Raw genomic sequence first — 14000 nt, 5'->3', positions numbered from 1 at the left:
CTTGGACGGAGAACCTGATGAGCAAGACCTCGCGCATCGCGGGTGCGGTACTCGGTGTGGTGGCCCTGACGGGTTCTCTCGCCGCATGCGGCGGTGACAGCCTGGAGAAGGAGAAGGGCGGCTCGGCCTCGGGCGGCGGCTCGGGCAAGAAGGGCACGCTCGTGATCGGCGCCGCGTCCTTCACCGAGTCCAAGGTGCTCGCCGAGCTGTACGCACAGCTTCTCAAGGACGCCGGATACACGACATCGGTCACCACGGTGAAGAACCGTGAGCTGTACGAACCCTCCCTGGAGAAGGGCGAGATCGACGTCGTACCGGAATATGCCGCGACGATCGCCGAATTCCTCAACGCGAAGGCGAACGGGCCGAAGGCGCCCGACGAGAAGCCGGTCGCGTCCGGCGATGTCACCGCCACCGTCGCGGCGCTCACCAAGCTCGCCGAACCGCGCGGGCTGAAGGTGCTGTCCGCCGGTGCGGCCGTCGACCAGAACGCCTTCGCGGTCAGCAAGGAATTCGCCGAGAAGAACAAGCTGAAGACTCTCTCCGATCTTGGGAAGTCGAAGCTGAAGGTGAAGATCGCGGCGGGCGACGAGTGCGAGGTGCGGCCGTTCTGCGCGCCCGGTCTGAAGAAGACGTACGGCATTGATGTCGCGGGCATCGACCCCAAGGGCGTCGGCACCCCGCAGTCCAAGCAGGCCGTCAAGGACGGCACCGACCAGCTGGTGCTCACCACGACCACCGACGCCGTGCTGGACGGCCTTGTCTTCCTCGAGGACGACAAGAAGCTCCAGAACGCCGACAACGTGCTGCCGGTGGTCAATGCGAAGGACGCGGGCTCCAAGGAGATAGCCGATGTCCTCGACAAGCTCACCAAGGTGCTGACCACCGAGGATCTTGCCGACCTGAACCGCAAGGTGGACGCCGAGCGCGCGAAGCCCGAGGACGCGGCGAAGGCATATCTCGAGTCGAAGGGCCTGCTCAAGAAGTAGTGAGGGGCCGCTTCGGAGAGGCGGGTGCCCGCTTGGAGAAGTGGCGGGCGCCTGCCTCGGAAGTGGCCGTGGTACGGCCCGGCGTTCTTGAACGAGAGATTTGCCGGTCCGAGACCCCATTCGGCGTCTACGCACGGTAAATTTCAGGCCATGCCACGTGGACGCCACCGCCATTCCCCACCCCTTCACAGGCTGCTGCCGCCTTCGGCGGTTGCCGGAGCGTCGGTTCTTTGTGCTGCCGGCGCGTGGTTTCTGGCGGAGCCAGTTGTGCTCCGTTCGCTGGTCACCGCCGCTACGGCCGCGGCCGTCACCGGCGCCGTCATGATGCGCAGTTGGGACCGGGCCGCCGGGCGCCGGGTCGCGGAGCTGACCCGAGGCCGAGCGAGCGACGCCTGGAAGACCGAGGAGCGCATAGCCGAGCTGGAGACGGACATCGAGGAGTCGCGCGAGCTGCGCGCCAAGCTCGATGCGAGGTTGCGGGCAAAACGGGTCGAACTGGCCGCGCTGCGCGGTGAGCACGCCGCGCTGCTGCGCCGGTACGCAACCGCCGAGACCGAGCGGGCCGGTGTGCTCGAGGACCGCCGGCAGCTCGCGCTGGAGGCGTCGTCCCCGGTCAAGGCGCTGCCCCCGGCCGGGACCACGCCCACTCCGGCGACCTTCCTGCGCGCCAACAAGGCCCTGGACGAGCTGTCGCGCAACGCCGCCGAGCAGGAGGCCAAGCGCACCGTTGAGGACGCCCGAGCGCGCGATCTTGCGGAGCGGGCACGTGAGGCGGACGAACCGCAGGGGAAGCACGCGGCGGTCGCCGGGGGAGAGCAGCACACCCGCCCGTCGTCCGCCGTCCCCGCCAGGCGTCCCGTCCCGGCAGCGGCTGCGATCGTTCCCTACGGACCCCAGCGCCGCCCGGCCAAGCGCCCCGAGGGCGGCTTCGACTTCTTCGGCACCACCGCTGCCGCTGCCGCCGCGGCGGCGGGCGCGGGTGCGCAGAAGGCGATAGAGGCCGCGCACAACGAGGATCTCGCCGATGTGGTGGGCGAGGAGGCGCTGGCCGAGCAGGAGTCGGCGGACGCCCGCCCGGTCGGCAAGGTCATCGACCTGACCGCGCACGACGAAACGGAACACCTCGACGTGGTCGCCCTGCGCGACGCGGTCAGCTGATCACTGGCCCGCTGATTGCCGGCGAGTGATCACTCGCCGGTGGATCACTTGTCGATGTCGCCGACGACGAAGAACAGCGAGCCCAGGATCGCCACCATGTCGGCGACGAGCGTCCCCGGCAGGAGCACCGCCAGCGCCTGGATGTTGTTGTACGACGCCGAGCGCAGCTTCAGCCGGTAAGGGGTCTTCTCGCCCTTGGAGACCAGGTAGTAGCCGTTGATGCCGAGCGGGTTCTCGGTCCATGCGTAGGTGTGGCCCTCGGGCGCCTTCAGCACCTTCGGCAGCCGCTGGTTGATCGGTCCCGGTGGGAGGTCTGCGATCCGGTCCAGGCAGGCATCCGCCAGCTCCAGCGCGTTGTGCGTCTGATCGAGCAGCACCTCGAAGCGGGCCAGGCAGTCGCCCTCCGCCCGCGTGACGACCTTGAGGGTGTCCTGCAGCTCCCCGTACGCCAGATAGGGCTCGTCGCGCCGCAGGTCGAAGTCGACGCCGGACGCGCGGGCGATGGGGCCGCTGACTCCGTACGCGTGCACGGCCTCTGCCGACAGCACGCCCACGCCGCGCGTACGGCCGCGGAAGATCTCGTTGCCGAGGACCAGCCGGTCGTACACATCCATCCGGGAACGGAGCTCCGCCACCGCCTGCCGGGCCCGGCCGAACCAGCCGGCCGGAAGGTCCTCCTTGAGGCCGCCGACCCGGTTGAACATGTAGTGCATCCGGCCGCCGGAGACCTCCTCCATGACGTGCTGGAGGTCTTCGCGTTCCCGGAAGGCGTGGAAGATCGGGGTGATTCCGCCCAGTTCGAGGGGGTACGAGCCGAGGAACATCAGGTGGTTCAGGACCCGGTTGAGCTCGGCGAGGAGCGTACGGGTCCAGACCGCGCGCTCGGGGACCTCCATGCCGAGCATGCGCTCGACGGCGATGACGACGCCGAGCTCGTTGGAGAAGGCGGAGAGCCAGTCGTGGCGGTTGGCCAGCATGATGATCTGGCGGTAGTCGCGCGCCTCGAAGAGCTTCTCGGCGCCGCGGTGCATATAGCCGATGACGGGCTCGGCGTGCTGGATGCGCTCGCCGTCGAGTACGAGACGGAGGCGGAGGACGCCGTGGGTGGAAGGGTGCTGGGGGCCGATGTTGAGCACCATGTCGGTGCTTTCTGCCGCGCCGCCGATGCCGACCGTCGTCTCCGTCATGGGCGACAGTATCCCTCTGTCGGGGCTCCGCCCCGAATCCGGTCCTCAAACCCCGGGAGGGCTTGATGGTGAACCGCGGTCCTCAAACGCCGGGCGGGGTTGATCGCCGGCCCACCCGCTGGCGGAGCCAGCCGAAGTCGCCGAGGCCGGGCCTCGCCGTCAGTTCCGCCGCCTCGCTCGCCGAGGCCAGCGCGCGGACGTAGGCCGTCGGGTCCGTCGACGCCAGCGACAACGGGGGCCGCGTGGCCGAGACGCCCAGGTCGGCGAGGGCCTCGCGTTGGGTGGTCAGGGTTGCGCCCGGGAGCGCGCACGCGTCCAGGGCCACATGCGCCGTGATGTCGCAGCTGCCGTCCGGGACGGGCTGGACCTCCCGGCCGGCCCGGAACCCGGTCAGCGTTCCGAAGGGCGGCCGGGCGTCCCGTACATGCGCATAGTCCACCGCGACCGCAAGCCCCGCCCGGAGCGTGCCGACCGCCGACGCCCATGCCTCGTCGCGCGGGCGGCCGATCTCCGCGCGCATGCCCGGCTCCGTCAGCGGCCACCAGCGGGCCAGCCACTGCGCGCCCGGGCCGGTGACGGGGGAGCCGAGGCGCTGCGTGCCGTCCGGGCGGACGAGGACGTAGCGCGCCACCCCGTCCTGATCCGCCTCGGCGACGTCCACCGGGACGTTGTCCAGCCACTCGTTGGCGAAGAGGAGTCCGCTCACCCCGGCGGGCGGCTCGGCGCACCACTCGATCCGCGGGTCCAGGCCGGCGGGCCGGGGGGCCTGTTCGACGGCGTACGCCTGTACCGGGAAGCCGGAGGGGAGCGCGGCCAGCACGCCCGTGAGGAGTTCGCCGCGCCCCGCACCGACATCGACGAACGCCACTTCCTCCACTTCGTCCAGCTCGTCCGCCGTCGCCAGAAGCAGTCGCGCGACGGCCGCGGCGAACAGGGGCGAGGCGTGCACCGAGGTACGGAAGTGGCCGGCCGGTCCCTCGGGCCGCAGATAGAAGCCGCCGGGTCCGTACAGCGCAGCCTGAGTCGCTTCCCGCCAACCCCGCCACTGACACGTCTCAGCCGCCACGTCATCCATCACGGGCACAAGTCTCCACCTTGCGGAGTACGCCTCCGCCGCCCGGATCGCTCCTCCGGTTGACCCCTGCACCTATCTGCTTTCCCTACTCTGGGTTACGTGCAGCGCCTCTATGACTTCATCCGCAGACACCCGATGGGCGTCGACACCTTCTGGGCTGTCATGCTCTTCGGGTTCTCCATGCTGTGGGTGATCCAGGTGCCGGTCGGGGTCGAGGCCCGCTGGTCGGCCGCGTTCATCGTTCTCCTGCTGTGTGTGGTGGTGGCGCTGCGCCGCCGTATGCCGGAGAAGATGCTGGTCCTCGCCGCCGCGCTGGGCGTGGCCCAGCTCGTGGCGGACGTCGACGTCAACCCGGCCGACTTCGCGATGCTGGTGATCATCTACACCGTGGCCGCCCACGACGGACCCCGCTGGGCGTCCCGTCTCGCGCTCGCCGGCGGGCTCTCCGCGGCCACGCTCTCGCAGATCCGCTGGCCCGCGGAGAACACCGGCCTCGGCGGCAAGATCTTCTTCACGATCGTCATGAGCGTGCCCTTCGCACTCGCCTGGGTGCTCGGCGACTCGATACGCACTCGGCGCGCCTACTTCGCCCAGCTCGAGGAGCGCGCGACCCGGCTGGAGAAGGAGCGAGAGGCGCAGGCGAAGGTCGCCGTCGCGGCCGAGCGCGCCCGGATCGCCCGCGAACTGCACGACGTTGTCGCGCACAACGTCTCGGTGATGGTGGTGCAGGCCGACGGCGCCGCGTATGTCCTGGACGCCGCGCCCGACCAGGCCAAGCAGGCGCTGGAGACCATCTCGACCACCGGCCGCCAGGCGCTCGCGGAGATGCGCAGGCTGCTCGGCGTACTGCGCACCGGCGACGCCCCGGAGAGCGGCGAGTACGTCCCGCAGCCCGATGTGCAGCAGATCGAGGACCTGGTCGAGCAGGTGCGCCGGGCAGGTCTGACCGTGGACTTCAAGATCGAAGGAACGCCGCGGCCGCTGCCGAGCGGCGTCGAGCTCACCGCGTACCGCATCGTCCAGGAGGCGCTGACCAACACCCGCAAGCACGGCGGCCCGGACGTCGGAGCCAGCGTGCGTCTCGTCTACTTCGACGACGGCCTCGGGCTGCTGGTGGAGGACGACGGCCGTGGCTCGGCGCACGAGCTGTACGAGGACGGGGGCGCCGACGGCCAGGGCCACGGGCTCATCGGCATGCGCGAGCGCGTCGGTATGGTCGGCGGCACGCTGGACGCGGGGCCACGGCCCGGCGGCGGCTTCCGGATCAGTGCACTGCTTCCCCTCAAGCCCGCCCACTAGAGCCCGCCACCAGAGCCCGCCACTAGAGAACGAGGACTCAACTGACATGTCCATCCGTGTGATGCTCGTCGACGATCAGGTGCTGCTGCGCACGGGGTTCCGGATGGTGCTCGCCGCCCAGCCGGACATGGAGGTCGTCGCGGAGGCGGGCGACGGCGCGGAGGCCATCGAGAACCTCCGGTCCACGGCCGTGGACGTGGTGCTGATGGACGTACGCATGCCGAGGCTGGACGGCGTCGAGGCGACCCGCCGGATCTGTGCCGAGCCGGACGCGCCGAAGGTGCTGATCCTGACCACCTTCGACCTGGACGAGTACGCCTTCTCCGGGCTGAAGGCGGGCGCCAGCGGCTTCATGCTCAAGGACGTGCCGCCCGGCGAACTGCTCGGCGCGATCCGCTCGGTGCACAGCGGCGACGCGGTGGTCGCGCCGTCCACCACGCGGCGGCTGCTCGACCGCTTCTCGCCGATGCTGCCCAGCAGCTCCCACGAGCCGCAGAACAAGGAGCTGGAGAGGCTTACCGACCGGGAGCGCGAGGTGATGCTGCTTGTCGCCCAGGGCCTGTCGAACGGCGAGATCGCGGCCCGTCTGGTGCTGTCGGAGGCCACGGTCAAGACGCATGTGGGCCGCATCCTCACCAAGCTGAATCTGCGGGACCGGGTGCAGGTGGTGGTGCTGGCGTACGAGACGGGCCTGGTGCGGGCGGGCGGCGGGGCGGCCTGACGCATGCTGCTCTGGATCAACGGCCCCTTCGGGGGCGGCAAGACCCAGACCGCGTACGAACTGCGGCGGCGGCTGCCCGGCAGCGTGGTCTGCGATCCCGAGCATGTCGGCTTCGGCCTGCACCGGATGCTTCCGCCTGAACTGCGCTCGGACTTCCAGGATCTGGCCGCCTGGCGGCAGGGTGTGCACGAGGTGCTGGACCTGACGCTGCGGACGTACGAGGGCGTGGTGATCGCGCCCATGACGGTGGTCGAACCGGCGTACTTCGAGGAGACGGTGGGCCGGCTGCGGACGGCCGGGCACGAGGTGCACCACTTCGCGCTGCTCGCGGAGCGCGAGACGGTGCTGCGGCGGCTGACGGAGCGGGGGCTCGGCCGCGGGCTCAAGCGCGAGAGTTTCGCGGTGCGGCAGCTGGACCTGTGTCTGGAGCGGCTGAACCGGCCGCTGTTCGCCGAGCACATCCGTACCGACCGGGTCGGTGTGCCGCAGGTGGCGGACAAGATCGCGGCTTCGGCGGGGCTGAGCCTTGAGCCGAACACGGACGGGCCGCTGCGGCACCGGCTGCGCAAGGCGTGGACGGGCCTGAAGCACATCCGCGTCGGCTGAGGTCCACGCATCCGCCTCGGCTGACGTCGACCGGCTCTCAGTCCTCACGGTCCGCACGCAGGACGAGGTCCAGCAGGCCGGGGAAGCGCGCGTCGAACTCCGGGCGCCGCAGTCGGTTCACTCGCTTCGGTCCCATGTCGCGCTGCTCGACGAGCCCGGCGGCGCGCAGCACCGAGAAGTGATGGCTGATCGCCGCCTTCCGTACGGGCACGTCGAAGGATCCGCAGGTGCGGGTCCAGTCCTCGGAGCCGGCGAGTTCGCGGACGAGCTGGATGCGTACGGGATCGGCCAGCGCGTCGAGCGCGTTCAGCAGCGGGACATCGGCGGGGTGGGTGTGCTCGGGTGCGGGCCGGTGACTGCTCATGTCTCTGTCGTGTCCTCCTCGTCCTTCCTTGCAGAGTGTTCGACGACGGTCATACACTCCAAGTGTTCGCTTCCCATTGAACACTCTGGGCGAGGAGTTCGCTATGCGCGCGATTCAGGTGACGGAGTACGGCGGCCCCGAGGTGCTGCGGCCGGTCGAGGCGGAGGTGCCGGAGCCCGGTCCGGGCGAGGTCGCCGTCGATGTCGCGTACGCCGGCGTGAACTTCGCGGAGATCAGGGCCAGGCGCACCGGCTACCGGGTGCCAAGTCTCCCCTTCCGGCCCGGACTTGAGGTCTCGGGCCGGGTGCGGGCGCTCGGCGACGGCGTCACGGACCTGGACGTCGGCCAGGAGGTCGCCGCCTTCATCTCGCACGGCGGCTATGCGGAGGTTGCCGTCGCTCCCGCCGCCCAGGTCTTCCCCGTCCCGGCCGGTCTTTCGCTGCGTACGGCGGCCACGCTGCCGACCGTGCTGCCCACCGCGCACGCTCTGGTGCACGAGCTGGGGCGGCTGCGGGCGGGCGAGAGCGTGCTGGTGCAGGGAGCGGCGGGCGGAGTCGGCACGGTGGCGGGCCAGTTGGCGAAGCGCGTCGGCGACGGTGCTGTCTACGGCGTCGTCTCGTCCACCGCGAAGGCGGATTTCGCGCTGAAGCACGGCTACGACCAGGTCTTCGTCGGCGACGACTGGGAGTCGCAGCTGGCCGGTGCGACCGACGGGCGCGGCGTCGACCTGCTGCTCGACCCGATCGGTGGTGAGCAGCTGCGCCGCAGTCTTGACTCACTGGCGCCGTTCGGCCGGGTGGTGAACTTCGGCAACACGAGCGACGAGGCGCCGTGGCAGTTCGGCGCGGCCGAACTCGCTCCCGGTGCACGGTCGGTGGCGTTCTTCTCGATCCTGACCCTGGCGGTGACGGAGCCCAAGGCGCTGCGGGAGCTGTCGGAGCGGGCGTTCCGGCTGGTCGCGGACGGGGATGTGGAGCTGCCGGTCACCGCCGAACTGTCGCTCGCCGAGGCGGCGGAGGCGCACCGGCTGATGGAGAGCCGCACGACGACGGGCAAGTTGCTGCTCCGCGTCGCCCTGGATTAGCAATGGATCAGCGGAGCACGGTCTCCAGGAAGTCGCTGCCCAGCCGTGCGACGGCGGTGACGTCCAGCTGGTGCAGTACGTAACGGCCGCGCCGCCGGGTCGAGACGAGCCCTGCCTTCTTCAGCACGGCGAGATGGCGGGAGACCTCGGGCGCGGTGATGTTGTACGCGTCCGCCAGCTCGCTCGTCGTGTACGGCGAGCGGGCGAGGTGGCGGCACAACCGCATCCGCATCGGGTGGGCAAGCGCCTCCATCCGGAGCTTCAGCAGCTCGACGGGGGCGGGGCCGGGCAGTGACGGTGAGCCGACCGGGTAGTGGATCACCGGCCGCCAGCCGGGCGCGTGCAGCACCATCAGATGCGGCCAGCCGAAGCTGGACGGCACCAGGGAGAGCCCGGCGCCGACGGCGGGGTCGAGGGAGGTCGTGCGCCCGTCCGCGAGCTTGTCGGCGCTGATACGGGCGTGGTCCTCGTCCACCGCGAGCGCGGGCGAGACGGCGTGCAGCGCCTCGGCCAGTCCCTTGCGGCGCAGCAGATCCGTCTTGTGGCGGGCGTCCGCGGCGAGCTGGGTGGCGACGCGACGCCAGGTGTCGGCGAAGAAGGCCTGGTCGCAGTCCTCGAACAGACGGCGTACCCAGGCGCGTACCGAAGCAGGGTCGTCCAGCAGCCGCCGGGTGAAGTCGAGCTGCTTGGGGCCGCGGGTGGCGGCGAGCTCGAGGGCGCGCTCGCGGCGGACGGGGTCGGTGAGGGGGGAGGGGCCGCCGACTCCGTACGTACTGGCGCAGGTGAACTCCAGGGCGGCGGAGACGAAGCGCTCCTCGTCCAGCCGGTCGAGCATGTCCAGCTCTTCGGCGAGGGTCGTGCCGGTGCGGGCGTCGGACCTGTTGAGACCCGCGAACGGCATGAAGACGTCCGAGAAGGTGGTCCGCCACAGGAAGTCGGCCTCGTGCAGCCGGTCGGCGAGATCGGGCTTGAGCCCGGCGGCGGTGGCGGTGGCCCAGCCGTGCAGCCCGGGATGGTGCGCGGGCTCGGCGAGCGCGTGCAGCGCCACGCCGAGCTCGGCGAGTGGGGAAATCTCGAAGACGATGCGCTCCGGGGCCAGGCCCGCGATGTCGATGCTCACGCTCACGGCTCCATGGTGCGGGGTGCGCCGGGCGATGGCGGCGTCATTTGACGGGGCTCGTCAATTGGCGGGACGGGCGCGGGTGGGTGGGCGCAGCGTGAGGTCATGAATGCGATGCATCAGTACATGCTGGACAGTTACCGCGCGTCCCAGCACGGCACCAAGGCCCCTCCCCAGCCGGGCCTCCACGACTGGCAGGCCGCGCGCGAACTCACCACCCACGGGGCTGCCCGCCGCGCCCGCCACCCCCGGGGCCGCGTCCGCTCCGCGCTGGCCCGCCTGTTCCACTCCGGTTGAGGGCGCGGCGGCCCGCCTGGGGGCGCGGGGTGCCCTTTCCCCTCCCCGCCCTCCCCCAGAGCTTCGCCTGGGTGGGGGTGCCCCCGGCGCAGCCAGGGGGAGTACCCCCATCCCGTAACCGAGGCTCCGCCCCGGACCCCGTCTTTCGGGGGCTCCGCCCCCGCACCCCCGCGTCTCAATCGCCGGCGGGGCTTGAGAAGGGCGTAGGGGGAGGATCCGGGGCGGAGCCCCGCTCGGGAAGGGGCGCCCCGCGCCGTGCCTTCGGCGGCATGGCCCGATCGTCGCCCACGGCGCACTCAACCCGCCCACAGCCTGTGGACAATTGCAAGAGGGCCTTACGCGCTGGCGTAGCATGACGAGAAATCGTCCGGTACCCCCCGCGGACTGGAACGGAAGGCCCCCGCCGCGTGAATGCCACAGCACCACAGGAACCGCTCGACCCGCGGGACCGCCCCGCCAGGCTGCGCGTCGGCGTCGTCGGAGCCGGGCGCGTCGGACCCGCCCTCGCGGCATCGCTGCAGCTCGCGGGACACCGACCGGTCGCGGTCTCCGGAGTCTCCGACGCATCCGTGCGACGAGCGGCCGCACTGCTCCCCGACGTACCGATCGTGCCTCCCGCCGAGGTCCTGGCCCGCGCCGAGCTCGTGCTGCTGACCGTCCCCGACGACACACTGCCTGCGCTGGTCGACGGCCTCGTCGAGACCGGCGCCGTACGCCCCGGGCAGCTGCTCGTGCACACCTCCGGGCGGTACGGCGCCAAGGTGCTGGACCCCGCCACGCGTGCCGGTGCGCTCCCGCTCGCACTGCACCCCGCCATGACCTTCACTGGAACGAGTGTCGACGTGCAGCGTCTTGCCGGCTGCTCGTTCGGTGTGACCGCCCCCGACGAGCTGCGGCTCGCAGCCGAGGCGCTGGTCATCGAGATGGGCGGCGAGCCCGAGTGGATCGAGGAGGAGGCCCGCCCGCTCTACCACGCGGCCCTCGCCCTCGGCGCGAACCATCTGGTCACGCTGGTCGCCCAGTCGATGGAGCTCCTGCGTACGGCGGGGGTCGCCGCCCCCGACCGGATGCTCGGCCCGCTCCTCGGCGCGGCCCTCGACAACGCCCTGCGCTCCGGCGACGCGGCCCTGACCGGACCCGTCGCCCGTGGCGACGCCGGCACCGTCGCCGCCCATGTCGCCGAGCTGCGCAAGCACGCGCCCGGCACGGTGGCCGGCTATCTGGCGATGGCCCGCACCACCGCCGACCGCGCGCTCGCGCACGGCCTGCTCAAGCCCGAGCTGGCGGAGGATCTGCTGGGTGTTCTCGCCGAGGGGGACCAGCGATGAGCAGGCGCACCGTCGAGCCGGTACCGACCAGGGACGATCTGCAGTACGCCATCGACCACCACGGCGCCCCCGGCCGCACCGCCGTCGTCATGACCATGGGCGCCCTGCACGAGGGCCACGCCACCCTGATCCGCGCCGCGCGCGAGCACGTCGGCAGCGAGGGCTTCGTCATCGTCACGGTCTTCGTCAACCCGCTCCAGTTCGGCGCGGGCGAGGACCTCGACCGTTATCCCCGTACGCTCGACGCCGACCTCAAGACGGCCGAAGAGGCGGGCGCGGACGTCGTGTTCGCCCCCTCGGTCGAGGAGGTCTACCCGGGCGGCGAGCCGCAGGTCAGGATCACCGCGGGCCCCATGGGCGAGCGCCTCGAGGGCGAGAGCCGCCCCGGCCACTTCGACGGCATGCTCACCGTCGTCGCCAAGCTCCTGCATCTCACCCGCCCCGACGTCGCCCTGTTCGGCCAGAAGGACGCGCAGCAGCTCGCCCTGATCCGCCGGATGGCCGCCGATCTGAACTTCCCGGTCGAGATCGTGGGCGTACCGACCGTGCGGGAGCCGGACGGCCTCGCGCTCTCCAGCCGCAACCGCTATCTCTCGGCCGACGAGCGCCGCACCGCCCTCGCGCTGTCCGGAGCGCTGTTCGCGGCCCACGACCGGCTCGCCGCCCAGCAGGCGCTGCGCGCGCGTGCCGAGTCGCTGCCCGCCTCGCAGTCCCGGGCCGCCGCGCTGTCCAAGCTGGGCGAGGCCCGGGCCGCCGCCGACGCGCACGCGGTGGCGCAGGCGGGACCCGGCGGCGCCGACGCCGTACGTGCCGCGGCCCGTGTCGTCCTCGACGAGGCGGCCAAGGCGAACCCCGCTCTCGTACTCGACTATCTGGCCCTCGTCGATCCGGCCGACTTCACCGAGGTCCCCGACGACCACACCGGCGAGGCGATCATCGCCGTCGCGGCCCGGGTGGGCACCACGCGGCTGATCGACAACATCCCCCTGACCTTCGGAGCGCCCAAGTGACAGGAATACGGCTGCACGCCCCCGCCCCCGGCTGGTCCATCGACGCCGAGGTCGTCGTGGTCGGCTCCGGGGTCGCCGGTCTGACCGCCGCGCTGCGCTGCGCCGCGGCAGGGCTGAGCACGGTCGTGGTCACCAAGGCCCGTCTGGACGACGGCTCCACGCGCTGGGCGCAGGGCGGCATCGCCGCGGCGCTCGGCGACGGTGACACACCCGGGCAGCATCTGGACGACACCCTGGTCGCGGGCGCCGGCCTGTGCGACGAGGAGGCGGTACGCACCCTGGTCACCGAGGGCCCCGGCGCGGTACGCCGACTGATCGCCACCGGCGCGCACTTCGACACCGACCCGGGCTCCGGCGAGATAGAGCTGACGCGCGAGGGCGGGCACCACCGCCGCCGTATCGCGCACGCGGGTGGCGACGCGACGGGTGCCGAGATCTCCCGCGCGCTGGTCGAGGCGGTGCGCGAAGCGGGCATCCGTACGATCGAGAACGCCCTGGTCCTGGACCTGTTGACGGACGCCGAAGGCCGTACGGCAGGCATCACCCTGCATGTCATGGGCGAGGGCCAGCACGACGGCGTCGGCGCGGTCCACAGCCCTACCGTCGTCCTGGCCACCGGCGGCATGGGCCAGGTCTTCTCCGCCACCACCAACCCCGCGGTCTCCACGGGCGACGGCGTCGCGCTCGCGCTGCGCGCCGGTGCGGAGGTCTCCGACCTCGAATTCGTGCAGTTCCACCCGACCGTGCTCTTCCTCGGCCCGGACTCCGAGGGTCAGCAGCCGCTGGTCTCCGAGGCGGTACGGGGAGAGGGCGCCCATCTCGTCGACGCGTCCGGCACCCGCTTCATGCTCGGACAGCACGAACTGGCCGAACTCGCGCCCCGCGACATCGTCGCCAAGGGCATCATGCGCCGGATGCAGGAACAGGGCACCGCCCATATGTACCTGGACGCCCGCCACTTCGGCGCCGAGATGTGGGAGCAGCGCTTCCCGACGATCCTGGCCGCCTGCCGCGCCCACGGCATCGACCCGGTCACCGAGCCCATCCCGGTCGCCCCCGCCGCGCACTACGCCTCCGGCGGGGTGCGCACGGACCTGCACGGCCGCACCACGGTCCCGGGCCTGTACGCATGCGGCGAAGTGGCCTGTACGGGAGTGCACGGCGCGAACCGGCTGGCCTCCAACTCCCTTCTGGAGGGACTGGTCTTCGCGGAGCGCATCGCCGTCGACATCGCATCCCGGGCCCCGCTCGCGGCCGGTGCCCCCGCGAACCCGGCGAGCCCGTCCGTACTGCCGCTCATCGCCCCCGAGGCGCGGGCCGAGATCCAGCGCATCATGTCCCACGGCGCGGGCGTGCTCCGCTCGGCCGAGAGCCTCGCGGCCGCGGCCGCCGCGCTGCACTCCGTACACCGCAACGCCGTGCACGACCACGAGGGTTCGGGCAAGACGGCCGAGCCCGGCGTCGAGTCCTGGGAGACGTCGAACCTCCTGTGCGTGGCCCGCGTGCTGACCACCGCGGCCCTGGAACGCGAGGAGACCCGCGGCTGCCACTGGCGCGACGACCGGCCCGAGCGGGACGATGCCGACTGGCGCCGCCATCTCGTCGTACGCCTCGCGCCCGACGCGCCGCCCGTCTCCCGCAACCCTTCCAACCAGACTCTTCGCGTCACACCTCCCCCTCTCGTCGTCAGCCGCACCGAGAGCACCGCATTCGCCCCGACCGTCCTCGACACCGTCCCCGACGCCCCCAGGGAGCCGTAACC

The 14000-nt window shown here is 71.7% G+C and carries 14 protein-coding genes; 10 read left to right on the top strand and 4 right to left on the bottom strand.

Features of this window, described 5'->3' with window-relative positions; genetic code table 11:
• Window positions 1–17: 17 nt before the first annotated feature.
• Window positions 18–989 (top strand): ABC transporter substrate-binding protein, encoded by a 972-nt coding sequence (locus ACI2LP_RS30355; protein WP_404727735.1) that lies wholly within the window; start codon window positions 18–20, stop codon window positions 987–989.
• A 150-nt stretch (window positions 990–1139) separates the two neighbouring features.
• A complete protein-coding gene (locus tag ACI2LP_RS30350) occupies window positions 1140–2147 on the top strand; it encodes a hypothetical protein (protein ID WP_404727734.1) in 1008 nt (335 codons plus the stop codon).
• 44 nt (window positions 2148–2191) lie between these two features.
• On the opposite strand, the gene ACI2LP_RS30345 is transcribed toward ACI2LP_RS30350, so the two are convergent.
• On the bottom strand, window positions 2192–3334 hold the full coding sequence (locus ACI2LP_RS30345; protein ID WP_404727733.1) for an NADH-quinone oxidoreductase subunit D: 1143 nt from the start codon (window positions 3332–3334) through the stop codon (window positions 2192–2194).
• Between the two features lie 82 nt (window positions 3335–3416).
• On the bottom strand, window positions 3417–4409 hold the full coding sequence (locus ACI2LP_RS30340) for an SAM-dependent methyltransferase (RefSeq protein ID WP_404727799.1): 993 nt from the start codon (window positions 4407–4409) through the stop codon (window positions 3417–3419).
• Between the two features lie 99 nt (window positions 4410–4508).
• Between ACI2LP_RS30340 and ACI2LP_RS30335 the strand changes: the two genes are divergently transcribed.
• From ACI2LP_RS30335 to ACI2LP_RS30325, 3 genes are read left to right on the top strand one after another with little or no spacing between them, the layout of a single operon-like run.
• Entirely contained in the window at window positions 4509–5708 is a 1200-nt protein-coding gene (locus ACI2LP_RS30335; RefSeq protein WP_404727732.1) for a sensor histidine kinase, read from the top strand.
• Between the two features lie 46 nt (window positions 5709–5754).
• Window positions 5755–6429, top strand: coding sequence for a response regulator transcription factor (locus tag ACI2LP_RS30330; protein ID WP_360871338.1), 675 nt, complete (start codon window positions 5755–5757; stop codon window positions 6427–6429).
• Between the two features lie 3 nt (window positions 6430–6432).
• A complete protein-coding gene (locus ACI2LP_RS30325; RefSeq protein WP_404727731.1) occupies window positions 6433–7035 on the top strand; it encodes an AAA family ATPase in 603 nt (200 codons plus the stop codon).
• A 37-nt stretch (window positions 7036–7072) separates the two neighbouring features.
• On the opposite strand, the gene ACI2LP_RS30320 is transcribed toward ACI2LP_RS30325, so the two are convergent.
• Complete coding sequence (locus ACI2LP_RS30320) at window positions 7073–7399, bottom strand: ArsR/SmtB family transcription factor (RefSeq protein ID WP_404727730.1); 327 nt, start codon at window positions 7397–7399, stop codon at window positions 7073–7075.
• Window positions 7400–7502: 103 nt separating this feature from the next.
• Between ACI2LP_RS30320 and ACI2LP_RS30315 the strand changes: the two genes are divergently transcribed.
• On the top strand, window positions 7503–8483 hold the full coding sequence (locus ACI2LP_RS30315) for a zinc-binding alcohol dehydrogenase family protein (protein WP_404727729.1): 981 nt from the start codon (window positions 7503–7505) through the stop codon (window positions 8481–8483).
• Window positions 8484–8490: 7 nt separating this feature from the next.
• On the opposite strand, the gene ACI2LP_RS30310 is transcribed toward ACI2LP_RS30315, so the two are convergent.
• A complete protein-coding gene (locus tag ACI2LP_RS30310) occupies window positions 8491–9603 on the bottom strand; it encodes a DUF5937 family protein (protein WP_404727798.1) in 1113 nt (370 codons plus the stop codon).
• Window positions 9604–9708: 105 nt separating this feature from the next.
• On the opposite strand from ACI2LP_RS30310, the gene ACI2LP_RS30305 reads away from it, so the two are divergent.
• The 4 genes from ACI2LP_RS30305 (at window position 9709) to ACI2LP_RS30290 (ending at window position 13998) form a co-directional block, all read left to right on the top strand.
• Window positions 9709–9900 (top strand): hypothetical protein, encoded by a 192-nt coding sequence (locus tag ACI2LP_RS30305; RefSeq protein ID WP_404727728.1) that lies wholly within the window; start codon window positions 9709–9711, stop codon window positions 9898–9900.
• A 407-nt stretch (window positions 9901–10307) separates the two neighbouring features.
• On the top strand, window positions 10308–11228 hold the full coding sequence (locus ACI2LP_RS30300) for a Rossmann-like and DUF2520 domain-containing protein (protein ID WP_404727727.1): 921 nt from the start codon (window positions 10308–10310) through the stop codon (window positions 11226–11228).
• The gene (gene panC, locus ACI2LP_RS30295; protein ID WP_404727726.1) at window positions 11225–12238 is read left to right on the top strand and encodes a pantoate--beta-alanine ligase; all 1014 of its coding nucleotides are present in this window, start codon (window positions 11225–11227) and stop codon (window positions 12236–12238) included. The genes ACI2LP_RS30300 and panC overlap by 4 nt, the downstream gene beginning before the upstream one ends.
• The gene (locus ACI2LP_RS30290; protein ID WP_404727725.1) at window positions 12235–13998 is read left to right on the top strand and encodes an L-aspartate oxidase; all 1764 of its coding nucleotides are present in this window, start codon (window positions 12235–12237) and stop codon (window positions 13996–13998) included. Before panC ends, ACI2LP_RS30290 begins: the two co-directional genes overlap by 4 nt.
• The last annotated feature ends 2 nt before the right edge of the window (window positions 13999–14000 follow it).

Source organism: Streptomyces sp. NPDC019890, assembly GCF_044903445.1.
Classification (GTDB): Bacteria; Actinomycetota; Actinomycetes; order Streptomycetales; family Streptomycetaceae; genus Streptomyces.
The sequence above is the reverse complement of the archived record's forward strand: the minus strand, read 5'-3'. Positions and strand labels throughout refer to the sequence as shown.